The sequence below is a fragment of the Microvirga ossetica genome (genome assembly GCF_002741015.1).
Taxonomy (GTDB): Bacteria; Pseudomonadota; Alphaproteobacteria; order Rhizobiales; family Beijerinckiaceae; genus Microvirga; species Microvirga ossetica.
This window is the reverse complement of sequence record NZ_CP016616.1, coordinates 330,213-355,754: the sequence shown is the minus strand read 5'-3', so window position 1 is coordinate 355,754 and position 25,542 is coordinate 330,213. Positions and strand designations below refer to the sequence as shown.

At 64.1% G+C, this 25,542-nt stretch carries 21 protein-coding genes and 1 tRNA gene; 15 read left to right on the top strand and 7 right to left on the bottom strand.

Annotated elements, in window-relative coordinates; translation table 11 throughout:
- The first annotated feature begins 65 nt into the window (after positions 1-65).
- From sufB to BB934_RS01570, 5 genes are all read left to right on the top strand, one after another.
- Positions 66-1,538, top strand: coding sequence for a Fe-S cluster assembly protein SufB (sufB, locus tag BB934_RS01590; protein ID WP_099508070.1), 1,473 nt, complete (start codon positions 66-68; stop codon positions 1,536-1,538).
- Positions 1,539-1,660: 122 nt separating this feature from the next.
- Positions 1,661-2,413, top strand: coding sequence for a Fe-S cluster assembly ATPase SufC (sufC, locus tag BB934_RS01585; RefSeq protein ID WP_099508069.1), 753 nt, complete (start codon positions 1,661-1,663; stop codon positions 2,411-2,413).
- A gap of 1 nt (position 2,414) precedes the next feature.
- Entirely contained in the window at positions 2,415-3,728 is a 1,314-nt protein-coding gene (sufD, locus tag BB934_RS01580; protein ID WP_099508068.1) for a Fe-S cluster assembly protein SufD, read from the top strand.
- Positions 3,729-3,845: 117 nt separating this feature from the next.
- Positions 3,846-5,081, top strand: a complete 1,236-nt coding sequence (locus BB934_RS01575) for a cysteine desulfurase (RefSeq protein WP_099508067.1) — start codon at positions 3,846-3,848, stop codon at positions 5,079-5,081.
- A gap of 86 nt (positions 5,082-5,167) precedes the next feature.
- Positions 5,168-5,464, top strand: a complete 297-nt coding sequence (locus BB934_RS01570) for an SUF system Fe-S cluster assembly protein (RefSeq protein WP_418294740.1) — start codon at positions 5,168-5,170, stop codon at positions 5,462-5,464.
- Positions 5,465-5,697: 233 nt separating this feature from the next.
- Here the strand turns inward: BB934_RS01570 and ybaL are convergent, their stop codons facing one another.
- Entirely contained in the window at positions 5,698-7,587 is a 1,890-nt protein-coding gene (gene ybaL, locus BB934_RS01565) for a YbaL family putative K(+) efflux transporter (RefSeq protein ID WP_099508065.1), read from the bottom strand.
- A 170-nt stretch (positions 7,588-7,757) separates the two neighbouring features.
- Here ybaL and BB934_RS01560 point away from each other — a divergent pair, with 170 nt between their 5' ends.
- On the top strand, positions 7,758-8,138 hold the full coding sequence (locus tag BB934_RS01560; RefSeq protein WP_099508064.1) for a HesB/IscA family protein: 381 nt from the start codon (positions 7,758-7,760) through the stop codon (positions 8,136-8,138).
- A 3-nt stretch (positions 8,139-8,141) separates the two neighbouring features.
- The gene (locus BB934_RS01555; protein WP_099508063.1) at positions 8,142-8,516 is read left to right on the top strand and encodes a TfoX/Sxy family protein; all 375 of its coding nucleotides are present in this window, start codon (positions 8,142-8,144) and stop codon (positions 8,514-8,516) included.
- On the opposite strand, the gene BB934_RS01550 is transcribed toward BB934_RS01555, so the two are convergent.
- Positions 8,509-10,068 (bottom strand): DEAD/DEAH box helicase, encoded by a 1,560-nt coding sequence (locus BB934_RS01550; RefSeq protein ID WP_099508062.1) that lies wholly within the window; start codon positions 10,066-10,068, stop codon positions 8,509-8,511. The two genes, BB934_RS01555 and BB934_RS01550, sit on opposite strands and share 8 nt — an antisense overlap.
- A gap of 188 nt (positions 10,069-10,256) precedes the next feature.
- Here BB934_RS01550 and BB934_RS01545 point away from each other — a divergent pair, with 188 nt between their 5' ends.
- Entirely contained in the window at positions 10,257-10,955 is a 699-nt protein-coding gene (locus BB934_RS01545) for an alpha/beta fold hydrolase (RefSeq protein WP_099508061.1), read from the top strand.
- Between the two features lie 309 nt (positions 10,956-11,264).
- A complete protein-coding gene (locus BB934_RS01540) occupies positions 11,265-11,909 on the top strand; it encodes an outer membrane protein (protein WP_099508060.1) in 645 nt (214 codons plus the stop codon).
- A gap of 240 nt (positions 11,910-12,149) precedes the next feature.
- Here BB934_RS01540 and BB934_RS01535 read toward each other — a convergent pair whose 3' ends face one another.
- The 4 genes from BB934_RS01535 to BB934_RS01520 all read right to left on the bottom strand — a co-directional run bounded on the left by BB934_RS01535 (position 12,150) and on the right by BB934_RS01520 (position 15,811).
- On the bottom strand, positions 12,150-13,319 hold the full coding sequence (locus BB934_RS01535) for an IS481 family transposase (protein WP_099508024.1): 1,170 nt from the start codon (positions 13,317-13,319) through the stop codon (positions 12,150-12,152).
- 207 nt (positions 13,320-13,526) lie between these two features.
- Complete coding sequence (locus BB934_RS01530) at positions 13,527-13,784, bottom strand: hypothetical protein (protein WP_157933965.1); 258 nt, start codon at positions 13,782-13,784, stop codon at positions 13,527-13,529.
- A 206-nt stretch (positions 13,785-13,990) separates the two neighbouring features.
- On the bottom strand, positions 13,991-15,400 hold the full coding sequence (gene glnA / locus BB934_RS01525) for a type I glutamate--ammonia ligase (RefSeq protein ID WP_099508058.1): 1,410 nt from the start codon (positions 15,398-15,400) through the stop codon (positions 13,991-13,993).
- A gap of 72 nt (positions 15,401-15,472) precedes the next feature.
- The gene (locus tag BB934_RS01520; RefSeq protein WP_036360409.1) at positions 15,473-15,811 is read right to left on the bottom strand and encodes a P-II family nitrogen regulator; all 339 of its coding nucleotides are present in this window, start codon (positions 15,809-15,811) and stop codon (positions 15,473-15,475) included.
- 183 nt (positions 15,812-15,994) lie between these two features.
- Here BB934_RS01520 and BB934_RS01515 point away from each other — a divergent pair, with 183 nt between their 5' ends.
- Positions 15,995-17,482, top strand: a complete 1,488-nt coding sequence (locus tag BB934_RS01515; RefSeq protein WP_099508057.1) for an NAD(P)H-hydrate dehydratase — start codon at positions 15,995-15,997, stop codon at positions 17,480-17,482.
- On the opposite strand, the gene BB934_RS01510 is transcribed toward BB934_RS01515, so the two are convergent.
- Positions 17,475-18,812 (bottom strand): multicopper oxidase family protein, encoded by a 1,338-nt coding sequence (locus tag BB934_RS01510; RefSeq protein WP_099508056.1) that lies wholly within the window; start codon positions 18,810-18,812, stop codon positions 17,475-17,477. The genes BB934_RS01515 and BB934_RS01510 overlap by 8 nt on opposite strands.
- A 172-nt stretch (positions 18,813-18,984) precedes the next feature.
- Here BB934_RS01510 and BB934_RS01505 point away from each other — a divergent pair.
- The 5 genes from BB934_RS01505 (at position 18,985) to lon (ending at position 25,408) form a co-directional block, all read left to right on the top strand.
- Positions 18,985-19,070, top strand: a tRNA-Leu gene (locus BB934_RS01505).
- 112 nt (positions 19,071-19,182) lie between these two features.
- Positions 19,183-20,550, top strand: coding sequence for a trigger factor (gene tig / locus BB934_RS01500; RefSeq protein WP_099512579.1), 1,368 nt, complete (start codon positions 19,183-19,185; stop codon positions 20,548-20,550).
- Between the two features lie 77 nt (positions 20,551-20,627).
- Entirely contained in the window at positions 20,628-21,260 is a 633-nt protein-coding gene (locus tag BB934_RS01495; RefSeq protein WP_099508055.1) for an ATP-dependent Clp protease proteolytic subunit, read from the top strand.
- 222 nt (positions 21,261-21,482) lie between these two features.
- Positions 21,483-22,751, top strand: coding sequence for an ATP-dependent Clp protease ATP-binding subunit ClpX (gene clpX, locus BB934_RS01490; RefSeq protein WP_099508054.1), 1,269 nt, complete (start codon positions 21,483-21,485; stop codon positions 22,749-22,751).
- A 230-nt stretch (positions 22,752-22,981) separates the two neighbouring features.
- Positions 22,982-25,408: an endopeptidase La gene (lon, locus tag BB934_RS01485; RefSeq protein ID WP_099508053.1), complete on the top strand. Its 2,427-nt coding sequence runs from the start codon at positions 22,982-22,984 to the stop codon at positions 25,406-25,408.
- Positions 25,409-25,542: the final 134 nt, after the last annotated feature.

Genomic DNA, 25,542 nt, shown 5'->3' with positions numbered 1-25,542 from the left:
GGCCGGCGAGCATTTCCTTGTCATCAACCCGCGGCCCTTGAAGCCGTGAGCGGTGGGAGAGACGAATGCCTGCAGTGCAGGAAACGATCGATCAGGTTCGCCTGATCGATGTCGATCAATACAAGTACGGCTTCGAGACCGAAGTCGAGATGGAGAAGGCGCCCAAGGGCCTCTCCGAGGATGTGATCCGCTTCATCTCGGCCAAGAAGGGCGAGCCGGAGTGGATGCTCCAGTGGCGTCTCGATGCCTATAAGCGCTGGCTCACCATGAAGGAGCCGAACTGGGCGCGGGTGTCGTACGACAAGATCGACTACAACGACATTTATTACTACGCCGCGCCGAAGATGAACCCGTCGCCGAAATCCCTCGACGAGGTCGATCCGGAAATTCTCAAGACCTATGAGAAGCTCGGCATCCCCTTGCGCGAGCAGGAGATCCTGGCCGGCGTCGAGCCGCGGAACCGGGTCGCGGTGGACGCTGTGTTCGATTCCGTGTCGGTCGCCACGACCTTCAAGGAAGAGCTGAAGAAGGCCGGCGTGATCTTCATGCCGATTTCCGAGGCCATCCGCGAATATCCGGACCTTGTGCGCCAGCATCTCGGCACGGTGGTGCCGGTGACGGACAATTTCTTTGCCACCCTGAACTCGGCCGTCTTCACCGACGGCTCGTTCGTCTACATCCCGCCGGGCGTGCGTTGCCCGATGGAGCTGTCGACCTATTTCCGCATCAACGAGAAGAATACGGGCCAGTTCGAGCGTACCCTGATCATCGCCGACAAGGGCTCCTACGTCTCGTATCTCGAAGGTTGCACGGCCCCCAAGCGCGACGAGAACCAGCTTCACGCTGCGGTCGTCGAGCTGATCGCGCTCGACGATGCCGAGATCAAGTATTCCACGGTCCAGAACTGGTATCCGGGCGATGCCGAAGGCCGGGGCGGCATCTACAATTTCGTGACCAAGCGTGGCGATTGCCGGGGCAAGAACTCGGTCATCACCTGGACCCAGGTCGAGACCGGCTCCGCTATCACCTGGAAGTATCCGTCCTGCATCCTGCGCGGCGACAACTCGCGCGGCGAGTTCTACTCGATTGCCGTTTCGAACGGGAAACAGCAGGTCGATTCCGGTACCAAGATGATCCATCTGGGCAAGAACACCACGAGCCGGATCATCTCGAAGGGCATCGCGGCGGGCAAGTCCGAGAACACCTATCGCGGTCTCGTTTCCGCTCACCGCAAGGCGACCGGCGCGCGCAACTTCACGAACTGCGACTCGCTGCTCATCGGCAACCAGTGCGGGGCGCATACGGTGCCCTACATCGAGTCGAAGAACGCCACCGCCGTGTTCGAGCACGAGGCGACCACATCGAAGATCTCCGAGGATCAGATGTTCTACTGCCAGCAGCGCGGCCTCTCGGCAGAGGAGGCGACGGCGCTGATCGTGAACGGCTTCGTGAAGGACGTGCTGCAGCACCTCCCCATGGAGTTCGCGGTCGAAGCGCAGAAGCTGATCTCGATCTCGCTCGAAGGCTCGGTCGGCTAATCCATCGGCGTCATCCCGGCCGAAGCGTAGCGAAGAGCCGGGAACGCCAGAACCAGTTCAATTCGGATAGCGATCCCGGGTCTCGCTACGCTCGCCCGGGATGACGCGAATGGAAATTTAAAATGCTCGAAATCAAGAACCTGGTTGTCCAGATCGAGGACAAGCGCATTCTCAACGGCCTCAACCTCACCGTGAACACGGGCGAGGTCGCCGCCATCATGGGCCCGAACGGCTCGGGCAAGTCGACCCTGTCCTATGTGATCGCCGGCAAGGAGGACTACGAGATCCTCGACGGCGAGATCCTGCTCGACGGCCAGAACCTGCTCGAGATGGCGCCGGACCAGCGCGCCGCCGCCGGCCTATTCCTGGCCTTCCAGTATCCGCTGGAGATCCCCGGCGTCGCCTCGATGACCTTCCTCAAGGCCGCCATCAACGCCCAGCGCAAGGCGCGCGGCGAAGTGGAGCTGACCACGCCGGATTTCATCAAGCGCGTGAACGCCGCAGCCACCCAGCTCGAGATCCCCAAGGACATGCTCAAGCGCGCCCTCAATGTCGGCTTCTCCGGCGGCGAGAAGAAGCGCATGGAGATCCTGCAGATGGCGCTGCTGCAGCCGTCCTTCTGCATCCTGGACGAGACGGATTCCGGCCTCGACATCGATGCGCTTCGCGTCGTGTCCGAGGGCGTGAACGCACTCCGCTCGCCCGACCGTGCCTTCCTCGTCATCACGCACTATCAGCGTCTCCTGAACTACATCGTGCCGGACACCGTGCATGTCATGCACACCGGCCGCATCGTGAAGTCGGGTGGCAAGGACCTCGCCCTCGAGCTCGAGGCGAACGGCTATGCCGATTACCGGGAAAGCGAGGCCGCGTAACATGGCTGACGTCACTCTCATGAAGACGCCGGCGGAAACCGCGCTGGCGCAGGCCTTCGAGAGCGCGAAGACGGCGTTGCCCGGCGAGACCGAGTCGCGTGCGCAGGCCTTCGAGCTTTTCACCCAGCAGGGCCTCCCGCACCGCCGGGTCGAGGAGTTCAAGTACACCGACCTGCGCGCGCTCCTGCGCGAGGTCGCTCCCTTTGCGGGTGTGCCCTCGTCCGACGAGGCCAAGGCAGCTCTCGCCGGCGCCAAGGCGCTTGCGGGCGTCGAGGCGCTGCAGGTGCCGTTCGTGAACGGCCATTTCGTGCGCGAGGCCGTGGACTTCCATAATCTGCCGGACAACGTCGAGATCGTGCCGCTGGCCGAGGCTCTGGCGAGCGGCCATGACTGGCTGGCGAAGTTGAGCCCGGTGCCGTGGGCGAACGACAATCCTGTCTATCAGCTCAACACGTCCTTCATGGCCGATGGGGTGATGATCCGGGTCGCCGGCCCCGTCGAGGTTCCGGTGCACCTGCGCTTCGTCACGGCGGCGTCGTCCGCCGTCGCCACCGCGACCCGCATTCTCGTGGTCGTGGAGGAGGGCGCCTCGGTGACCCTTCTCGAGACGCACGAGAGCACGAACGACGCCAACCACCAGCCGAACGACGTGGTCGAAATGATTGCCGGCGACCGGACGAACGTGCAGCACGTGCGCGTCAATGCCGAAGGCGACCGGGCGCTGGCTCTGTCGACGCTCGCCGCCAAGATCGGCGGCGACGCCGTGTTCAACAGCATCAACGTGACGGCGGGTTCCGCGACCTCGCGGCATCAGGTCTTCACCATCCTCGACGGCGAGAACACCATTCTGCGCGTCAACGGCGCGACGATGCTCAAAGGTTTGCAGCACGGCGACTCGACGTTGGTGGTCGAGCATGCGGCTCCCCATTGCGAGAGCCGCGAATTGTTCAAGACCGTCATCGACAACGAGGCGACCGGCGTCTTCCAGGGCAAGATCATCGTTCCGCATCACGCCCAGAAGACCGACGGCCGCATGATGTCGGCGGCGCTCCTCCTCGAGGAGGGCGGCGCGATGAACAACAAGCCGGAACTCGAAATCTTCGCCGACGACGTGCAATGCGCCCACGGCGCCACCTGCGGCCAGCTCGACGAGGACATGCTGTTCTATCTCATGGCCCGCGGCCTGCCGAAGAAGGAAGCCGAGCGGCTCCTGGTTCAGGCGTTCCTGGGCGAGGCGCTGGAATACGTCGAGAACGAAGCCGTCCGCGAGTCGCTCATCGGCACGGTCGAGGGCTGGCTGAAGGCTCGGGCTTAATCGCACTACGTCATGGCCGGGCTTGTCCCGGCCATCCCGATACGGTGAAGCGCGGTGTCTCTCGCGTCGGGATCACCGGCACAAGGCCGGTGATGACAATGCAGAAAGCATTTGGCAATGAACGCACCTTTCGCACCATATGACGTCGAAGCCATCCGGGCGGAGTTCCCAATCCTGGCGCAAGAGGTCTATGGCAAGCCGCTCGTCTATCTCGACAACGCCGCCTCGGCGCAGAAGCCGCGAGCGGTCATCGATGCCATGGTAAACACCATGCAGACGGGCTACGCCAACGTTCATCGCGGCCTGCATCACATGGCGAACGTGGCGACGGAAGGTTTCGAGCGCGCGCGCGAAACCGTGCGCGAGTTCCTGAACGCCGAATCCATCGACGAGATCGTCTTCACCAAGTCGGCGACGGAAGCCTACAACCTGGTGGCGGATTCCTTCGGGCGCATGAATATCGGGGAGGGGGACGAGATCATCCTCTCCATCATGGAGCACCATTCCAACATCGTGCCCTGGCACTTCCTGCGCGAACGCAAGGGAGCGGTGATCAAGTGGGCGCCGGTTGACGATGAGGGCAACTTCCTCATCGAGGAATTCGAGAAGCTCATCACCCCGCGCACCAAGATCGTTGCGATCACCCACATGTCGAACGTGCTGGGCACGGTGACGCCGATGAAGGAGATCATCCGCATCGCCCACGCTCATGGCGTGCCGGTTCTGGTGGACGGGGCGCAGGGTGCGGTCCATCTCAACGTGGACGTGCGCGATCTCGACGCGGATTTCTACGTCTTCACCGGTCACAAGGTCTATGGGCCGACGGGCATCGGCGTTCTCTACGGCAAGCGCGAATGGCTCGAGAAGATGCCGCCCTATTCCGGCGGCGGCGAGATGATCCGCGAGGTGCGCCAGGACGCGATCACCTATAACGACCCGCCGCACCGCTTCGAGGCCGGAACGCCCCCGATCATCGAGGCCATCGGCCTGGATGCGGCCCTGCGCTTCATGATGCAGCTCGGCCGCGAGAACATCCAGGCGCACGAGGCGGCGCTCTCGGCCTATGCCCATGAGCGCCTGGGCGCCATGAACTCGATCCGGATCATCGGCCGCGCCAGGGGCAAGGGCGCCATCCTGGCCTTCGAGATGAAGAACGCCCATGCGCACGACGTCGCCACAATCATCGACCGGCAGGGCGTGGCGGTTCGGGCTGGCACCCATTGCGCCATGCCGCTGCTGGAGCGCTTCGGGGCGACCTCGACCTGCCGTGCTTCGTTTGGCCTCTACAACACCATGCAAGAAGTCGATAAGCTGGCGGACGCCCTTCAGAAGGCTGAAGCCCTGTTTGCGTGAGGATTGAACCTGTGAACGACCTATCTCCGACCAACGCACCGCAGGTGTCACCGGGCTCCGGGATCCCGCCGGAAGAGCTCGACCGCATGACCGACGACATCGTCGCGGCGCTGAAGACCGTCTACGACCCGGAAATCCCGTCCGACATTTACGAGCTCGGGCTGATCTACCGCGTCGACATCGATGACGACCGCAACGTCTCCATCGACATGACCCTGACCGCGCCGGGCTGCCCCGTCGCCGGCGAAATGCCGGGCTGGGTGGAGAACGCCGTCTCCATGGTCCCGGGCGTGCAGAGCGTCAAGGTCGCCATGGTTTTCGACCCGCCGTGGGACCAGAGCCGCATGTCCGACGAGGCGCGGGTCGCGCTCGACATGTGGTAGGTCGGTCGTCACGCGTCTGAAAGCAGACCCAATCGCGTCATGGCCGGGCTTGTCCCGGTCATTTTTATTTCCCGCGCTGTCATTCCGGGGCGCACCACCGGTGCGAGCCCGGAATCCATAACCGCTAGCGTTACAGGAAGAAGCGCAAGGCCGATCACAGTTCTTGAAGCTTGGTGTTTATGGATTCCGGGTTCCGCTACGCGGCCCCGGAATGACAGCGGAATGGATGTGCCTCAATGCCCCGGTTCGTCGGCACGCTGGCGTAGAGGCCTCTGTTCCGGCGTAGTTTCGTCCGTCTGATCCGAACTGGCTTCAGTCACGGGACTTTCAGGCGAAAGCTGCACCGTGTCGTCTCCCTCCGCGCCGGCTTCGCGCGGCTCGTCATCGTCCGCCTCCTTGACGGAGGACAGCACCGGCTCGCGGGGCGCATCGGGGACGGCGGCGAACATGGCGCGTGCGATTTCCTGTTCGCCCATCACGACCTGGCTCGCGCCATATTTCATGACGTGCTCCTCCTGGGCGGTGGAATGCACGCGCACGACGATCGGAAGGTCCGCGTTGATCTGGCGGGCCTGTTCCACCACCTGGCCGCTCTCGAATGCATCCGGGATGGCGACCAGGAGGCAGCGGGCCTGCTTGATATTGGCGGCGGCTGCCACCTCTGGATCGGCGGCGTTGCCGATGATGACCGGCGAGCCTTCCTTCTGCAGATCCGCAACCTGGTTCTTCTCAGTCTCGATCACGAGGAGTGGCGATCCTATCGCGGTCATCTTACGGCTGATGTACTTGCCGACCCGGCCATGGCCTACGAGAACCACGTGATCGGTCAGAGGCGTGACGGGGAGGGGCTCCCGTGCAGCGGCAGCAGCCGCTTTCTCTGCTGCGGCCGCTTCCTTCTCGGCGGCGACAGCCTCTGCTTTCGCCGTCGCCCTGGCGCTTTCCCCTTTCGCGAACCACCGGTCCAGCAGGGTGAACAGGAACGGATTGACCATGATCGACAGGATTGCGCCCGCCAGGATCAGGTCGCGCCCCTTTTCCGGCAGGACCTGAAGCTCGACCCCGAGGCCCGCAAGAATGAACGAGAATTCGCCGATCTGCGCGAGGCTTGCCGCAATGGTCAGCGCGGTCGAGTTCGGGTGGCGGAAGAGGCGCACGATGGCGAAGGCCGCAAGCGACTTGCCGATGACGATGATCAGGAAGGTCGCAAGCACCGGCCCGAAATCGTTGACCAGGATCATCGGGTCGAAGAGCATGCCGACCGAGACGAAGAACAGGACCGCGAAGGCGTCGCGCAGGGGCAGGGTCTCGGAAGCCGCCTGATGGCTGAGCTCCGACTCGCTCATCACCATGCCGGCGAAGAAGGCGCCGAGAGCGAAGGACACGCCGAACAGCTCCGCCGCGCCGAAGGCGGCGCCGAGCGCGATGGCAAGGACCGCCAGGCGGAACAGCTCGCGGGAGCCCGTGTGGGCGACATAGTGCAGGATCCAGGGAACGACCCGCCGACCGACGATCAGCATGATCGCGACGAAGGCAATGACCTTGCCCAGCGTGATGCCCAAGGAAATGACGATGGATTCCAGATCGACCGAGGTGCTGGACGCAGCTTCCGCAAAGGCGGGGAGAAGGACCAGGGCCAGGACCATGGCCAAGTCTTCCACGATCAGCCAGCCGACCGCGATATGGCCGCGCTCCGTTTCGACGAGGCGGCGCTCCTGCAGGGCGCGGAGCAGCACGACCGTACTGGCGACCGAGAGCGCTAGGCCGAAGACGAGGCCGCCGCCGAGGTTCCACCCCATCAGCCAGGCTAGACCCATGCCGAGAACCGTCGCGCTGGCGATCTGGACGACGGCGCCGGGAATCGCGATGGCCTTAACGGAGAGAAGATCTTTCAACGAGAAATGCAGGCCGACGCCGAACATCAGCAGGATCACGCCGATCTCGGCGAGCTGGTTGGCGAGCCCCTGATCGGCCACGTAGCCGGGGGTGAACGGCCCGGCGAGGACGCCGGCAAGCAGATAACCGATGAGAGGCGAGAGGCGAAACCGATGCGCGATAACGCCGAGGGCGAATGCCATTACGAGGCCGACAACGATGGTGGATATCAGCGGCATGTGATGCGGCATCGGCTCTCCTTCGGCAGGGTGTTTTTGGGATGGAACAACCCCGATATGGTCGACCTGGGCCGTTGGGGCAACCCCGAACGGTCTCGACGTTTGCCCTTTCCGCTCTTATCTATAGAGATATGAACTCGTTCTGCCCGGGCCTTGAACCCGGCCGTCAGGAGAGAAGGCTTATGGCTCTACCCGGCTTCAAGGTCGTGACCTTGACCGACGCGGCGGCAACCCGCGTCAAGGATATCATCGGCAAGGCGGAGCGCCCCATCGTGGGCGTGCGCGTCGGCGTGAAGAACGGCGGCTGCGCCGGCATGTCCTACACCATGGAATATGCGGAAAGCGTCAACCCGCTCGACGAGGTGGTCGAGGACAAGGGCGTGACCGTGCTCATCGATCCCAAGGCCGTACTGTTCCTGCTCGGTACGGAAATGGACTTCCAGACGTCCAAGATGTCGTCCCAGTTCGTCTTCAACAATCCCAACCAGACCTCGGCCTGCGGCTGCGGCGAATCCGTCGCGATCACGCCTGCCACGCCTCCCGCGCTCCAATCGGCGGGCTGAGCCATGGATGCCGAGGATATCCGCGAGATCTTCCGCGGCCTCGGCCCCGTCCAGATCCGGCGCATGTTCGGAGGGCAGGGCGTCTACCGAGACGAGCTGATGTTCGCGCTGGTAGCGTCCGGGGAATTGTATCTCAAGACTGACGATGAGAGCGTCGCCTTCTATCGCGACGCCGGTTCGCGCCCCTTTTCTTACGAGACGTGCGACGGGAGCAAGACGCTCACGAGCTATTGGCTGATGCCCGAATCGGCTCTCGACGACCCCGAGGAGGCGGCCGAGCTGGGACGCATGGCCGTGGCGGCAGCCCGGAGGAAGGCGACTGGTAAGGCCAAGGCTGCCATGAAGACCCGGAGGCGGGCCTCCGGACCCGTCACTTAGCCTTCTTCACCGTCGTCGGCCGCATCAGGAAGGCAGGAATGTGATCGCCCAGTCCGATCACTTTCTCGTCATGATCGTCGTCCCGGCGCGAGCGGCCCCGATATTCGCGCTCGGACGAGCGTTCGGAGCGTTCGGAGCGTTCGGAGCGTTCGGAGCGTTCGGAGCGTTCGGAGCGTTCGGAGCGTTCGCTGCGCTCAGGGCGTTCGCCGCGCTCCTGGCGTGGCCTGCGGCTCGGCTGTTCCTCGCGTGGGGCGGGATTCGCTCTCGGGGCAGGCTTCTCGCGCGCGACCGGTGCCTCGTCTCTCGGCTCTTCCGACCGCTCGCGGCTACGCTCCGAGGACCGCACTCGGACCTTGCGGCCCCGGGACCGTTCCTCGCCCCGACCGCCGCGTCGGCGGGAGGAGCCTTCCGAAGCCGGTCGCTCGGCGAGCGTCGGGCCTTCCCACGCGATCGGCTGGCCGATCAGCTTCTCGATGGCCGCCAGGGATTTCTCGTCGCTGGGGCTCACCAGCGTAAAGGATTGGCCCGAGCGCCCGGCGCGACCCGTGCGGCCGATGCGGTGCACGTAATCCTCGGCGTGGTGCGGGGTGTCGTAGTTGAAGACATGGCTGACCGCAGGAATGTCCAGGCCGCGGGCCGCCACGTCGCTGGCGACCAGGATCGTCATCTCGCCGGTGCGGAAGCTGTCGAGGGCCGCCATGCGGGCATGCTGGTCCATGTCGCCATGGAGGGCGACCGCCCCGAAGCCGTGGTTCTGCAGGGAGCGGTGAAGGACGGCGACATCGCGCTTGCGGTTGCAGAAGACGATTGCGTTCTGCAGGTCCGTCGCGTTCCGGATCAGCCCCCTCAGGGTCTCTCGCTTCTCGTAATCCTCGCGGCCCGTCGCCACGAGGCGCTGGATGATGGTCGAGGCTGTCGAAGCGGCGCGGGCTACCTCGACCTTCACGGGATTGTGCAGGAAGGCATCGGCAAGGCGCTGGATCTCCGGCGGCATGGTCGCGGAGAAGAAGAGCGTCTGTCGGGTGAACGGCACCAGCTTCACGATGCGCTCGATATCCGGGATGAAGCCCATGTCGAGCATGCGGTCGGCCTCGTCGATGACGAGCAGCTCGACGCCGGTGAGCAGGAGCTTGCCGCGCTCGAAATGGTCGAGCAGGCGGCCGGGCGTGGCGATCAGCACATCGACGCCGCGGGTGATCTTGGCATCCTGATCGCCGAAGGACACGCCGCCGATGAGGAGGGCGACGGAGAGCTTGTGATTGATCCCGTACTTGTCGAAGTTGTCCTCGACCTGGGCGGCAAGTTCCCGGGTCGGCTCGAGGATGAGCGTGCGCGGCATGCGCGCCCGGGCCCGGCCGGTTTCCAGCAGGGTCAGCATGGGCAGCGTGAAGGCCGCCGTCTTGCCCGTGCCGGTCTGCGCGATGCCGAGCACGTCCCGCCGCGCGAGCACGTGGGGAATGGCCTGAGCCTGGATGGGAGTGGGCGTCGTGTAGCCTGCGGCATCCACGGCTTGTTGAACTTTTTCGCTAAGTCCGAGTTCGGCGAACGACATGAATGTAAATTACCGTTGAGGGGCTAGGCGCGCTCTTAAGTGCCGGCCGCGCTCTACGGCAACAAACAGGCGCGAGACTGGTTTCACCTGAGGCTCTTGCTCAAGTTAAGGAGTGGCGGGACCATAGGACAAGCTATGCGCTTGTCAATCCAGGGAAACTTGCCAAAGGACCGCAAAGGATAAATTGAATGGCCGAAGCACTCGTTCTGATCCCCGGGCTGGCCTGCACCTCCCGCCTTTTCGAACCGCAGATCGAGGCCCTGTCCGATGGGCGCACCGTCCTGGTGGCCGATCATATGAGGGATGATTCGGTTCCGGCCATCGCGGCCCGACTTCTGCGCGAGACTCCCGAGCGCTTCGCCTTGGCCGGGCTCTCGATGGGCGGATACGTCGCCATGGAGGTGATGCGGCAGGCGCCGGAGCGGGTCTCGCGGCTCGGGCTGCTCGACACGAGCGCTCGCCCCGACTCGGTCGAGGCGGGCCAGGACCGCGAGCGGCTGATTGCCCTCGCCGAGGCCGGCCGCCTCGAGGATATCCATTCCAGGCTCTGGCCGCGCCTCGTCCATCCCGACAATCAGGCTGATCAGGTGCTGCAGGACATCTCCCTCGCCATGCTGCGGGAGACAGGCCCGGACGCCTATATCCGCCAGCAGCGGGCAATCATGGCCCGTCCCGATTCCCGGCCGGACCTGCCCGGCATCGAGATCCCGACTCTCGTGCTCGTTGGGGAAGGGGATGCCATCACTCCACCGGACATCGCACGGGAGATGGCGGAAATGATCGAATGGTCGTCGCTCGTGATCGTGCCCGGGGCGGGGCACCTGTCGACCCTCGAGCAGCCGGAGCGGGCGATTCAGGCCCTCAAGCTATGGTTGAACGAGAATTAACCATAGTTCTGCCTGCTTCTTGCGAAGCTCGTATAAAAGATGGTCAATCATTCGTTACAGAGGCTCGCAAAGGGAGGCGGCCTCCGCGTCGAAGGCGCAAGCCACTGAAAAATCTGACGTATTCAAAAACTCTATCTGTGCCGTTTCGGAATGACTGGCCAAGCGGAAGGAGATACCGGAGCCACCGACCTTGGGTTGTCGGGGGATTATATTCGGCTTTGGTCTTATGTGTGGCAGGAAAGTGACAGACGCAGGGTCAAGTCTCGGCTATAAGCTGGACCACAGTCTCCTAACAGACGGACCCAACCAATGAAAAAGATTCTCCTCTCTTCGGTCGCCCTTCTCGGCCTGGCCACTGGCGCCATGGCTGCCGACCTGCCCTCGCGCGCCGCTCCGGCTCCGATGATCGCCGCCGTTCCGGTCTTCACCTGGACCGGCTTCTACGTCGGTGTGAACGCCGGCTACGGCTGGAATGCCAATGACAGCATCACCGTCGGCGGCCTGACGTTCGACCTCGACGACGAGGGTGGCTTCGTCGGCGGCGCCCAGGCCGGTTACAACTACCAGATCGGTTCGTTCGTGGTCGGTCTCGAAGGCGACATCCAGTACGCCGATTTCGGCGGCGACGACCGCTTCGACTTCGACGGCGACGGCATCCTCGACGACGACTTCAACACCAGCGACTGGTTCGGCACGGTGCGGGCTCGCGCCGGTGTGGCCTTCGATCGCGCCCTGATCTACGCCACCGGCGGCTTCGCCTTCGCTGACAACGCGACCGGCTGGACCGTCGGCGGTGGTCTCGAGTACGCCTTCACCAACAACCTGTCGGCCAAGATCGAAGGCCTGTACGTCAACCTCGACCAGGACGACAACTTCCCGGGCCTCGACCTCGACAACGACGCCGAGTTCGGTGTGGTGCGCGCCGGTCTGAACTTCCGCTTCGGCACCTACTAAGATCCGTCTCACCCGAGACAGACGAAAAGGCCCGGGTCACACCCCGGGCCTTTTTGTTTTTGCGAGCCAAAGCAGAGGCTGCTGACGGGGCGCGCGCCTGAGTGTCTGGCCGAGAATAGGAAAACGAGGGTTCACCGACCCCGCGTGGACAAGACCTGCCGCGTCATTGATGGCCTTATGGCGACCTTCCCGAGGGGGAAAGCACCGCGCCTATCGGATCGGGATCACCGGCCTTGTTGTTCAGTCTGGAGAGATAGCCGTCACCTGTTCGGAGAGATGAGCGCCACTTTTGCGGTCGGTCAAGTCGATGCTGGCGATCTGCTGGGTGGCGAAGAAGACGCCGAACCGGCCGTCTGCAGCGAGGGGCCGGATCGCGACCGTCTCGCCGCGGAACGCCGTCGGCACCTTCCACAGCCGTCCGCGGAAGGTGACGTAATCCTTGCCGGACAGGACCCGCCGCACGGTCTCGCCTTGCGCATACTGCACCGCCGGCAGCTTTGCCGGCAGGGCCCGCGCGCTGGGACGGTAGCGGCTGGCCGGCACCGCCTGGCCCAGCGCCTCATGCGGCCGTTCCAGGTTGTAGGTCTGGCGCCAGGCGTCGAGCGCATGCTGCACCGCCGTCCGGTCGCGAAACGCGCGCAGGGCGAAGACCTCGGCCTTGAGCGTACGATGGAAGCGCTCGTTCTTGCCCCGGCTCTGCGGGTGGTAGGGCCGGCTGTGCAGCACCGCCACGCCCAGCTTCAGCAGCCAGACGCCGAAGCGTGTCCAGGGCGCTCCGGCGGCAGCGCCCCAGGGCGTGCCGTTGTCCACGAACACCGCCTGCGGCAGCCCGTAGCGGCCGAACGCCCGCTCCAGATGCGCACGCACCGTCGCCCCCGTCTCGTCGCTACAGGCCGCCAGCACCACGGCATAGCGCGAGTGGTCGTCGATGACGGTCAGCGGATGGCAGCGGCTGCCGTCGGCGAGCCGGATCCAGCCCTTGAAGTCCATCTGCCACAGCAGGTTCGGCGCCGGCTTCTCGAAGCGCAGGCCGGCCGGCGGGCCGCCGCGGGGCGGCACGATCCGCCCGCTCCGGCGCAGGATCTCATGCACCACCGACACCGCGGGCGAAGCCACGCCCTCCCGCTCGAGGCAGCGCGCGATCTTGCGCGCGCCCCAGGCCGGGTGGGCATCCCGCACCGCCAGGATGCGCGTCTCAACCGCCGCATCCGTCCGGCGCGGGCTGCGCCGCGGCCGGCGCGAACGCTCCTCCAGGGCCTCCCCGGCGGCCCAGCGCCTCAGCCATTTGTAGCCCGTCTTCGGATGAATGCCGAAGCCCCGGCACAGTGCGCGCCGGTTGGCCCCCTCCGCCAGGGCGAGCGCAACGAATTCCCGTCGCCGATCCATCTTCGACACCTCTTGCCACGGCATGGACCGCCTCCTTTAGACGCATCCATGACAGTTTGAGGTGGCGGCCATGTCTCCGAACACCCGGCGACCATGTCTCCGGGCTGAACAACAAGCCCGGTGATGACGAGGAATGTGAGTTTTCGTCCAGACACCGAGGAGCCGAGGCGGTGACGGGCCGAATGGATTTCGCTAGGTCGGTGATGACATGTGGAACTCCGGATCGGGAGCTTAGAAGAACCTGTCGACCCGGGCGGCCTGGGTTTTCACGTGCCCGATGAACCCGTTCAGATTCATGCCGTGGACATCCCGGTAGAGACGCCAGATCTGCTCGCCACGCAGGCCAAGTCTTTCAAGATCCAGAAGGATCATGAGGCCCGCAAAAGGCTCATCCACAATCCTTCCCAGGACGGAGGCTGCGCCCACACTGCCGGCTGCAAGCGTCTTGATGGCTCCCTCGAGGGTGTCCGTCGCTTCGAGCATCCTCAACGATAACATCCTCTTCCCCGGCGACAATAGGCGGCGAAGCTTGTCGCCAGGGCTCTCTCAAAAGCAGGTTATCCGATAGGAGCTTTCCCGATCGAAGCCGGTACAGAGAGAGGACATTCCCTGTCAACGAGACAAAAAAGCCGGAGCCCGAGGGCTCCGGCGAAGGAAGGCTGCGTTTTAAGCAGCCGGGAGGAAAGTCTCGTCCGTTAGACGGAGTAGTACATCTGGAACTCGACCGGATGCGGGGTCATCTCGAAGCGAGCGACTTCCGTCATCTTCAGCTCGATGTAGCTGTCGATGAAGTCGTCGTTGAAGACGCCGCCGGCCTTCAGGAACGCGCGGTCCTTGTCGAGGCTGGCGAGGGCTTCGCGGAGCGAGCCGCAGACGGTCGGGATCTTCTTCAGTTCGCGCGGCGGCAGATCGTAGAGATCCTTGTCCATCGCTTGGCCGGGATCGATCTTGTTGATGATGCCGTCGAGACCGGCCATCAGCATCGCCGCGAAGGCGAGATACGGATTGGCGGTCGGATCGGGGAAGCGGACCTCGACGCGCTTGGCCTTCGGCGAGGTCGTCCACGGAATACGGCAGGAGGCGGAGCGGTTACGGGCCGAGTAGGCCAGCAGCACCGGAGCCTCGTAGCCGGGGACGAGACGCTTGTAGGAGTTCGTCGACGGGTTGGTGAAGGCGTTCAGCGCCTTGGCGTGCTTGATGATGCCGCCGATGTACCACAGGCATTCCTGCGACAGATCGGCATATTTGTTGCCGGCGAAGAGGGGCTTGCCGCCCTTCCACAGCGACTGGTGCACGTGCATGCCCGAGCCGTTGTCGCCAAAGACCGGCTTCGGCATGAAGGTGGCCGTCTTGCCGTAGGACTGGGCCACGTTGTGGATGCAGTACTTGTAGATCTGCATCTCGTCGGCAGTCTTCACCAGGGTGTTGAACTTCGTGCCTAGCTCGTGCTGGGCGGAAGCCACCTCGTGGTGGTGCTTTTCGACCGTCACGCCCATGGCCTTCATGGCAGCCAGCATCTCGCCGCGCATGTCCTGCGCGGAATCGAGTGGGGGAACCGGGAAGTAGCCGCCCTTGGTCGGGATGCGGTGACCGAGGTTGCCGCCCTCATAGGCCGTGTCGCCGTTGGTCGGCAGCTCGGAGGAGTCGAGCTTGAAGCCGGTGTTGTATGGGTCGGCCATGAACTTCACGTCGTCGAACACGAAGAACTCGGCCTCAGGACCGACATAAACCGTGTCGGCGATACCCGTAGACTGCAGGTAGGCCTCGGCCTTCTTGGCGATGCCGCGCGGATCGCGGTTGTAGGGCTCGCCGGTCGCCGGCTCGAGGATGTCGCAGTTGATCGACATGGTCGAGGCCGAGAAGAAGGGGTCGATCTGGGCGGTCGTCGGATCGGGCATGAGGGTCATGTCGGATTCGTTGATCGCCTTCCAGCCGGCGATGGAGGAACCGTCGAACATGATGCCGTCGGCGAACAGGTCTTCATCGACCATGCCGACGTCGAAAGTGACGTGCTGCCACTTGCCGCGCGGGTCGGTGAAACGGAAGTCGACATATTGAACGTCGTTATCCTTGATCGCCTTGAGCACTTCCTTGGCGGTCTGCATGGTCGTCTGGTCCTCTTCTGCCCTTTTAGGATTATCCTCGGCCCGGAAAGGCTTCGGCTTGAGAAAGCGAGCTTAGATCGCGTCGGATCCGGTCTCGCCCGTGCGGATGCGAACGGCCTCTTCGACCGTCGAAACGAAAATCTTGCCGTCGCCGATGCGCCCCGTCTGGGCCGCTTTGCGAATGGCCTCGATCGCGCTCTCGGCCATCTCGTCGTTGAGGACGATCTCGAGCTTCACCTTGGGCAGGAAGTCCACGACGTACTCCGCCCCGCGGTACAGCTCGGTATGGCCTTTTTGGCGACCGAATCCCTTGGCCTCGATGACCGTGATGCCCTGAAGGCCGACTTCCTGGAGAGCTTCTTTGACTTCATCGAGCTTGAAGGGCTTGATGATGGCTTCGATCTTCTTCATCCGGGTCCAACCGCTCTTTGGTTTCGAGGTTTTGCCGCTTTTAGCACCAGCCAGAGGTGCCTTCCATGCGTTCGTCGATTCAAAGCAGATCATTTTGCCGACTTGGTGGGCATATCATGATCAAAGTTTGTGCAGTTGCGGAAAACCTCGCCAAATCGTCGAAAACGAGTCCATTTTGCTCCCATGACAGCCCCTGAACTCGTTCTGACCCCCTCCGAAATGAAGCAGTCCGACGTTGAAGCCATCGCTTGCGGGCTTCCGGGGTTCGAGCTGATGCGCCGGGCAGGGCGCGCCGTAGCCGATTCTGCCGAAAAATTAGTCTCTTCCGGCAAGCGGATCGCGATTGTCGCCGGACCCGGTCAGAATGGCGGCGACGGCTTCATCGCGGCTGCGATCCTGGCCGAGCGGGGCCATCGCGTGTCCCTGTTCCTTCTCGGAAGCCAGGATCGCTTGAGGGGCGATGCAGCGGAAGCCGCGCGGGGCTGGGCCGGACCGGTCGCGGCTGCGGAAGAGGCATCTTTCGCCGATGCCCACCTGATCGTCGATGCGCTCTTCGGCACCGGCCTCGCCCGCGACCTCGACGGCGCGGCGCGCCATGTGGTCGACCGGATGAACGGATCGGGCCTGCCGATTCTCGCCGTCGATCTTCCCTCCGGCATCGACGGCGACACGGGAGCGGTGCGGGGCATCGCCGTCAAGGCGGCCCGCACCGTGACCTTCGCGGCGCGAAAGCCCTGCCACCTGCTCATGCCGGGGCGGGCGCATTGCGGCGAGGTCGAGGTGGCGGATATCGGCATCGGCCGGGAGATTCTGGCGGCCAAGGGCGGACACCTGTTTGCCAACCACCCGGATCTCTGGCTGCGGGCTCTGCCGCAGCCCGGGCTCTCGTCGCACAAATATGAGCGCGGCCATACCCTCGTCGCCTCCGGCGGAGCGACCCGGACCGGCGCGGCCCGGCTGGCGGCACGCGCTGCGCTCAGGATCGGCTCCGGCCTGGTGACGGTCGCCTCGCCGCCCGAGGCCCTCGGGGTCAACGCGGCGCATCTCACCGCGGTCATGCTGAGGGGATGCGACGGTCCGGAGGGGCTGCACGCCATCCTGCAGGACACGCGCCTGAACGCCCTCGTTCTGGGGCCGGCGCTCGGCGTCCATGCTGGCACGCGGGCGATGGTGGCCGTCGCGGTTCATGCAAGGCGGCATCTCGTCCTCGACGCCGATGCGCTGACCTCGTTCGAGGGGCTGGCATCGGAGCTCCATGGTGCCTTCCGCCATGCTCCCACGGTGCTGACGCCCCATGGCGGCGAGTTCAACCGATTGTTCAAGGGACATGCGGATATCCTTGATCCGGAATCGAAAATCGAGCGAGCGCGCCGCGCCGCCGCCTATCCCGGTGCCGTGATCGTGCTGAAGGGAGCGGACACGGTGATCGCCGCGCCCGACGGCCGGGCGGCAATCAACGAGAACGGCACGCCCTATCTGGCGACGGCGGGATCCGGCGATACGCTCTGCGGGCTCATCGCCGGGCTGATGGCGCAGAACGTGCCCGCCTTCGAGGCGGCCTGCGCCGGGGTCTGGATCCACGCCGAAGCCGGGCGGAGCTTTGGCCCCGGTCTCATCGCCGAGGACCTGGCCGATCTGGTGCCGGGCGTCCTGCGCGAATTGCTCAAGTAACCTCGATCCAGGTCCACAGGCCGGCATCGAACCGCTCCATCACGGTCGAGGCGAGAAGCCACTTGCCCGGATTGTCGGCGACGAAGGCGATGCGGATCGTCTTGTTCTCGGGCACCTGCACCGTGTCGAGGAAGTAAGGCTCCCAGCCGTCGTCGAGCGCGTGCAGCAGCCGGAAGCAATGGCCATGCAGATGCAGGGGTTGCATCAATGCGGTCTGATTCACGAGCGTCAGCACGACGGGTGTGCCGCGTTTCACCTTGACGAGCGGCACACCCGACGGCTTGCCCACCGCCCCGTTGAAGGTCCAGGGGGCGTTTGGAGCTTTTGGATCGCCCTTGATCGTCACGTCCTTGCGGGTCGCGTTCTGGAGCCTGATCGCGTCAGGCAAACGCGGGTTCGGCGGAAGCGGGGCGACATCCGGCAGGGCCGGGCGCTTCTCGCCGGCGGCGACGATCTCGGCAAGCGGCATGCCGTCGCCGATCATGGCCGTCACCGTGCCCGTCGCACCGGCCTCCGACGCCAGGTCGACAAGCAGGTCGTAACGGGTGCCGGGCGCGAAGGGCAGGGAGGCGCGCAGCGGCTCGAAGGTGCCGGAAGCAGGCTGTCCGTCGATGGCGATCACATAGGCTTTCAGCCTGTCGAAGCGCAGGCGCATGGCCCGCGCATTGCACGCATTGGCGAGGCGCAGGCGCAGGCGTCCGCCGGGTGGGGCCTCGATCCGCTGCGGCGTCGCCGCGCCGTTGACGCTGAGCCAGCTTCCGAGGCGGCCGGCGGGAGCCGCCTCCGCCGGCTTCTCGAACGCGGCGAGCGAACCGTCGTCGTTCAGGCGCCAGTCGTCGATCACCAGAGCGAGGTCGCGGTCGACCTGGGGCGGGTTCGGCCCCTCGACGATCAGCAGGCCCGAGAGCCCGCGCTCCAGCGGCTCCGCGCTGCCTCCGAGGACGCAGGGCCGGATCAGAAAGGTGCCGGCATCGGGCGGGGTGAAGCGGTATTCGTGGCTTTTACCCGTGGCCACCGGCTCCTGCGTCAGCCCGCCGACACCGTCCATGGCATTTGGGCCGCGCACGCCGTGAAAGTGAAGCGACAGGGGCAGGGGCGTCTCGTTGCGGAGCACGAGCCGCAGTTGCTCGCCCTGCCTCGCCTTCACGACGGGGCTGGGGGAACCGTCGAAGCTCCACACATCCGCGTCGCCCGCCGCATCGGCGCGCAGCTTCATCGGCGCGGGCTTTGCCGTCAGTACGGCGCCGGACGAGGTCTGCGACCGGCCCGGCCGCGGCAGCCCGATCAGGGTCGCGGCAAGACCGGCGGTGACGGCGCGACGGGTGATCATGGAGACGGGCTCTCGCGTGGCTTGAGGATCGTGCATACGGGTACAGCCTTGAACGTGAACGGCCAAGTTTGGTTGCCATTTGGCCGCACGCGAACTTTTTTGATGCACTGACTTTTAACCGTGCTATAGAGCCGCGTCCCGGAAGAGGGGTGCGCCCGCGCGCCGCTCGCGCGCGGGCGTGGCGGAATTTGGTAGACGCACTGGATTTAGGTTCCAGCGACGAAAGTTGTGGGGGTTCGAGTCCCTCCGCCCGCACCAATCCCGCCAGGGTTGGTTATCCGGAGGCTCCGAGTGGCCTGGTTGACGGCATGACGCCGCATCGGCCGGAGCCTGACAGAAATTTTTCGAGCGAATGAAGGCGAATAATACCATGCAGGTGACGGAAACACTGTCCCAAGGCTTGAAGAGAGAGTTCAAGGTCGTGCTCCCGGCCACCGAGTTGGAAGAGCGCCTGAACAGCGAGCTGAGCACCCTGAAGGACCGCGTGCGGATCAACGGCTTCCGCCCGGGCAAGGTGCCGGTGGGCCACCTGCGCAAGGTCTATGGTCGCTCGGTGATGGCCGACGTGCTGCAGAACGCCGTCAACGAGGCCAACCGCAAGATCGTCGAGGATAACGGCCTGAAGCTCGCCCACGAGCCGCAGGTTCAGTTCCCCGAGAGCCAGGACGAGGTCGAGAAGGCCATGGACGCCAAGGGCGATCTGGCCTTCACCGTTGCCCTCGAGGTCCTGCCGGTCTTCGAGCTCGCCGACCTGTCCGACGTGTCGGTCAAGAAGCCGGTGGCGGAGATCTCCGACGTCGAGGTCAACGAATCCCTCGAGCGCATGGCGAAGCAGAACCGCTCCTTCGAGACGAAAGACGGCGCCGCTGTCGATGGCGACCGGGTCGTCGTGGACTTCGTCGGCCGCATCGACGGCACCGAGTTCGAAGGCGGCAAGGGCGAGGACATCCGGGTCGAGCTCGGCTCCAACACCTTCATCCCGGGCTTCGAGGACCAGCTTCTCGGCCTCAAGGCGGGCGACACCAAGCTCGTGAAGGTGAAGTTCCCCGAGAATTACCTGGCGCCTCATCTGGCCGGCAAGGATGCCGAGTTCGACGTGACCGTGAAGGAAGTCGAGGCTCCGGGCGAGCTGAAGATCGACGACGAGATGGCCAAGGGCTTCGGCATGGAGTCCCTGGACAAGCTCAAGGACGCGATCCGCGATGCCATCAAGCGCGATTTCGACGCCCAGTCCCGCCGCAAGGTGAAGAAGGAGCTCCTGGACGCCCTCGACGCCAAGTACAGCTTCGAACTGCCGCCGACCCTCGTCGAGCAGGAGTTCTCGGCCGTATGGGCGCAGGTCGTCGGCGACTTGAAGTCGAACAACCGCACCTTCGAAGACGAGAGCACCACCGAGGACGAGGCCAAGGCTGAGTACCGCAAGATCGCCGAGCGTCGCGTGCGTCTCGGTTTGGTCCTTGCGCAGATCGGTGAGAAGTCCGATATCAAGATTTCCGACGATGAGGTGACTCAGGCCCTGATCGAGCGGGTCCGCCAGTATCCCGGCCAGGAGCGTCAGGTTTGGGAGTTCTACCAGAAGAACCCGCAGGCCCTCGCTGAAATCCGGGCCCCTCTGTTCGAGGAGAAGGTCGTCGACCAGATCCTGTCCCAGGTGAAGGTGGACGAGGAGACCGTCTCCAAGGACACGCTCTTCAGCGACGAGGACGAGGGCGGAGAGAAAGCCGGCAAGGGCGAGTAACGCTCCCTTAAGCGTCTCGTTGCTTGCATGAAATGCACGGCCGCGGATTCGCGCGGCCGAATTGGAGCAGTGAGACAATGAGAGATCCGGTATCGCTCTTTAACAATACGCTCGTCCCGATGGTGGTTGAGCAGTCGAACCGCGGTGAGCGCGCATTCGACATCTATTCGCGCCTCTTGCGCGAACGGATCATCTTCCTCACGGGCCCTGTCGAAGACTACTCGGCCTCGCTGATCGTGGCACAGCTCCTGTTCCTCGAGGCCGAGAACCCCAAGAAGGAAATCTCCTTCTATATCAACTCGCCCGGCGGCGTCGTGACCTCCGGCCTGTCGATCTACGACACCATGCAGTTCATCCGCTGCCCGGTCTCCACCCTGTGCGTCGGACAGGCCGCCTCCATGGGCTCCCTGCTGCTGACCGCCGGCGAGAAGGGCATGCGCTTCGCCCTCCCGAACGCCCGCATCATGGTCCACCAGCCCTCCGGCGGGTATCAGGGCCAGGTTACGGACATCATGATCCACGCCCGCGAGAGCGAGGCCCTCAAGCGCCGGCTGAACGAGATCTACGTCCAGCACACCGGCCAGCCCTACGAGGCGGTCGACAGGGCTCTGGAGCGCGACAACTTCATGACCGCCGAGGCCGCTCTGGAATTCGGGCTGATCGACCAGGTCATCGCCAAGCGTCCCGAGCCTGCCGCCCCTCCGGCCTAACCCTTAAAACCTGGGGACAAATTCCTCCCGGGTGCGTCTTTTTGCCGAGTAACCCCGTTTCTATTGATCACGCGCTCGCAGCGTGATTGCATATGGATTCGGGAGACGAGGCGATTTGGACGATCAATTCTTAGCGACGGAACATTTTGTTAGCTCTGTCGCTCATAATTTAAAGGTGCTGGGCCGGTACAGGCCGCCCCGGCACGAATTGGAGATGTGATAATGACCAAGGCTGGCGGCAACGACTCCAAGAGTACGCTGTACTGCTCCTTTTGCGGCAAGAGCCAGCACGAGGTTCGCAAGCTGATCGCTGGCCCGACGGTTTTCATCTGCGATGAATGCGTCGAGCTGTGCATGGACATCATCCGCGAGGAGTCGAAATCGTCTCTCGTGAAGTCCCGCGACGGGGTACCCACTCCGAAGGAGATCAGCCGCGTTCTGGATGACTACGTGATCGGCCAGGAGCACGCCAAGAAGGTGCTCTCGGTGGCGGTCCACAACCATTACAAGCGTCTGGCCCACGCGACGAAGCACAACGACGTCGAACTGGCCAAGTCCAACATCCTGCTGATCGGTCCCACCGGCTCGGGCAAGACCCTGCTCGCCCAGACCCTCGCCCGGATCCTCGACGTTCCCTTCACCATGGCCGACGCGACTACCCTTACGGAAGCAGGCTATGTGGGCGAGGACGTGGAGAACATCATCCTCAAGCTGCTCCAGGCCTCCGACTACAATGTCGAGCGGGCGCAGCGCGGCATCGTCTACATCGACGAGATCGACAAGATCTCCCGCAAGTCGGACAACCCCTCGATCACCCGCGACGTGTCGGGCGAGGGCGTGCAGCAGGCGCTCCTCAAGATCATGGAAGGCACCGTTGCCTCCGTGCCTCCCCAGGGCGGCCGCAAGCATCCGCAGCAGGAGTTCCTGCAGGTCGACACCACCAACATCCTGTTCATCTGCGGCGGCGCGTTCGCCGGGCTGGAGCGGATCATCGCCGGCCGCGGCAAGGGTACGTCCATCGGCTTCGGCGCCAGCGTGAGCTCGCCTGACGATCGCCGGACGGGCGAGATCTTCCGCGAGGTCGAGCCCGAGGATCTGTTGAAGTTCGGTCTCATCCCCGAGTTCGTCGGCCGCCTGCCGGTCCTGGCGACCCTGGAAGACCTCGATGTCGACGCCCTGAAGACCATTCTGCAGGAGCCGAAGAATGCCCTGGTGAAGCAGTACCAGCGCCTCTTCGAGATGGAAAACGTGCAGCTGACGTTCCAGGACGAGGCCTTGACCCTCATCGCCAAGAAGGCGATCGAGCGCAAGACGGGCGCCCGCGGCCTGCGTTCCATCATGGAAGGCATCCTGCTGGAGACCATGTACGACCTGCCGGGCCTCGATTCCGTCGAGCAGGTGGTGATCGGGTCAGAGGTGGTGGAGGGCAAGGCGAAGCCCCTCTTCATCCACGGCGAGCGCAGCGAACAGGCGGCGAGCGCCAGCGCCTGACGGGGGGCGGGGGCCTCCCATGAACCGTTACCGTTGCGGGCAATTGTCTTGAAACGATTGGCCCGCAACGCCACATTATCTCTTGCGCCGGCGCTATCCGCTCATTGTCAGAGGGAGAGGGCCCGGTGTACCGGATGCAGCCATAAAAAAAGCCTGAGCATTCCGGTTATCCGTCCGACATTCAGCTCATCCGAGGGGATCGCCGGACGCAGTGAAAAGGATGTCGTCTCATGACACAATCGAAGCCACGTCAGCCTGTCGTTCCAGGCTCGACCGGAACCTATGCGGTTCTGCCTCTGCGCGACATTGTTGTCTTTCCGCATATGATCGTGCCGCTCTTCGTCGGCCGCGAAAAGTCGATCCGCGCGCTCGAGGAGGTGGTCAAGGGGGACCGTCACATTCTTCTGGCAACCCAGATCGATGCGACGGATGACGATCCGGCAACGGATGCAATCTACAAGGTCGGCACCCTGGCCAACGTGCTCCAGCTGCTCAAGCTGCCCGACGGCACCGTGAAGGTGCTGGTCGAAGGCGCGAGCCGCGCCGAGGTCAAGGCCTATACCCGCACGGACGAATATTACGAAGCGGAAGCCGAGGCATTGCCCGATTCCCTCGGCGATCAGGTCGAGGCCGAGGCGCTCGCCCGCTCCGTCGTGTCCGAGTTCGAAAACTACGTGAAGCTCAACAAGAAGGTGTCGCCTGAGGTCGTGACCGCGGTGACCCAGATCGACGAGCCCGCGAAGCTCGCCGACACCATCGCTTCGCATCTCGCCATCAAGATCGCCGACAAGCAGGCGATCCTCGAGACCGCCACCGTCGCTCAGCGCCTGGAGAAGGTGCTCGGCCTGATGGAGAGCGAGATTTCCGTTCTCCAGGTCGAGAAGCGGATCCGCACCCGCGTGAAGCGTCAGATGGAGAAGACGCAGCGCGAGTACTACCTCAACGAGCAGATGAAGGCGATCCAGAAGGAGCTCGGCGACGACGAAGGCCGCGACGAGCTTGCCGAGCTCGAGGAGAAGATCGAGAAGACCAAGTTCACGAAGGAAGCCCGCGAAAAGGCGCTCGGCGAGCTGAAGAAGCTGCGTCAGATGTCGCCCATGTCGGCGGAAGCAACCGTCGTGCGCAACTATCTCGACTGGCTGCTCGGCATTCCGTGGAACCGCCGCTCGAAGATGAAGAAGGACCTCAAGGCCGCTCAGGATCTGCTCGATTCGGATCATTACGGCCTCGACAAGGTCAAGGAGCGCATCGTCGAGTACCTCGCCGTGCAGCAGCGCGCCAACAAGCTCACGGGCCCGATCCTGTGCCTCGTCGGTCCTCCCGGCGTGGGCAAGACCTCGCTCGGCAAGTCGATCGCCAAGGCCACGGGCCGCGAGTTCGTGCGCATGTCGCTCGGCGGCGTGCGCGACGAGTCGGAGATCCGCGGACATCGGCGGACCTATATCGGCTCCATGCCGGGCAAGATCATCCAGTCGATGCGCAAGGCCAAGACCTCCAACCCGCTCATCCTGCTCGACGAGATCGACAAGATGGGCATGGACTTCCGCGGCGACCCGTCGGCGGCCCTGCTCGAGGTTCTCGACCCGGAGCAGAACAACACGTTCAACGACCATTACCTGGAAGTCGATTACGACCTCTCCAACGTGATGTTCGTGACGACGGCGAACACGCTGAACATCCCGGGACCGCTCCTCGACCGTATGGAAGTGATCCGCATCGCGGGTTACACCGAGGAGGAGAAGGCCGAGATCGCCCGCACCCACCTGATCCCGTCGTCCATGAAGAAGCATGGTCTGGCGGAGAAGGAGTGGAAGATTGGCGACGAGGCCCTGCTCATGCTGATCAGGCGCTACACCCGCGAGGCGGGCGTGCGTAACCTGGAGCGCGAGCTTGCCAACCTCATCCGCAAGGCCGTGAAGGAGATCCTGATCTCCAAGGTCAAGGCGGTCGAGGTCACGACCGAGAACCTGCCCGAGTTCCTGGGCCCGCCGCGCTACCGCTACGGCGAAGCCGAAACCGAGGACATGGTCGGTGCGGTCACGGGCCTGGCCTGGACCGAGGTCGGCGGCGAGCTTCTCACCATCGAAGGCATCATGATGCCGGGCAAGGGCAAGATGACCGTCACGGGCAACCTGCGTGACGTCATGAAGGAATCGATCTCGGCTGCGGCGTCCTATGTCCGCTCCCGGGCCCTCGATTTCGGCGTCGAGCCGCCCATGTTTGACCGCCGCGACATCCACGTGCACGTGCCGGAAGGCGCGACGCCGAAGGACGGTCCGTCGGCCGGCATCGCCATGGCGACCGCCATCGTCTCCGTCATCACGGCTATCCCGGTTCGCCGCGATATCGCCATGACGGGCGAGGTGACGCTGCGGGGCAGGGTGCTTCCCATCGGTGGTCTCAAGGAGAAGCTCCTGGCGGCTCTGCGCGGTGGCATCAAGAAGGTGCTGATCCCCGAGGAGAACGCCAAGGATCTTGCCGATATCCCGGCCAGCGTGAAGAACGGCATGGAAATCGTGCCGGTCTCCATGATGGATCAGGTGCTCCAGCATGCCCTCATCCGGATGCCGGAGCGGATCGAATGGGATGAATCCGCGATGCTCAAGGACCCTAAGGCCAGCGTCGAGGACGACTCGGCCGGCGTGGTCGCCCATTGAGGCTTTAAAGGTCTAACCTAACGTCACGGCCCCCGAATGCGAATTCGGGGGCTTCTTTTTTGCAACGAAAATCAAAAAAACGCCTCATTTCAGCCACTTCAGGGCTTGCTTACGGACAAGCTTTGGGCCAAACG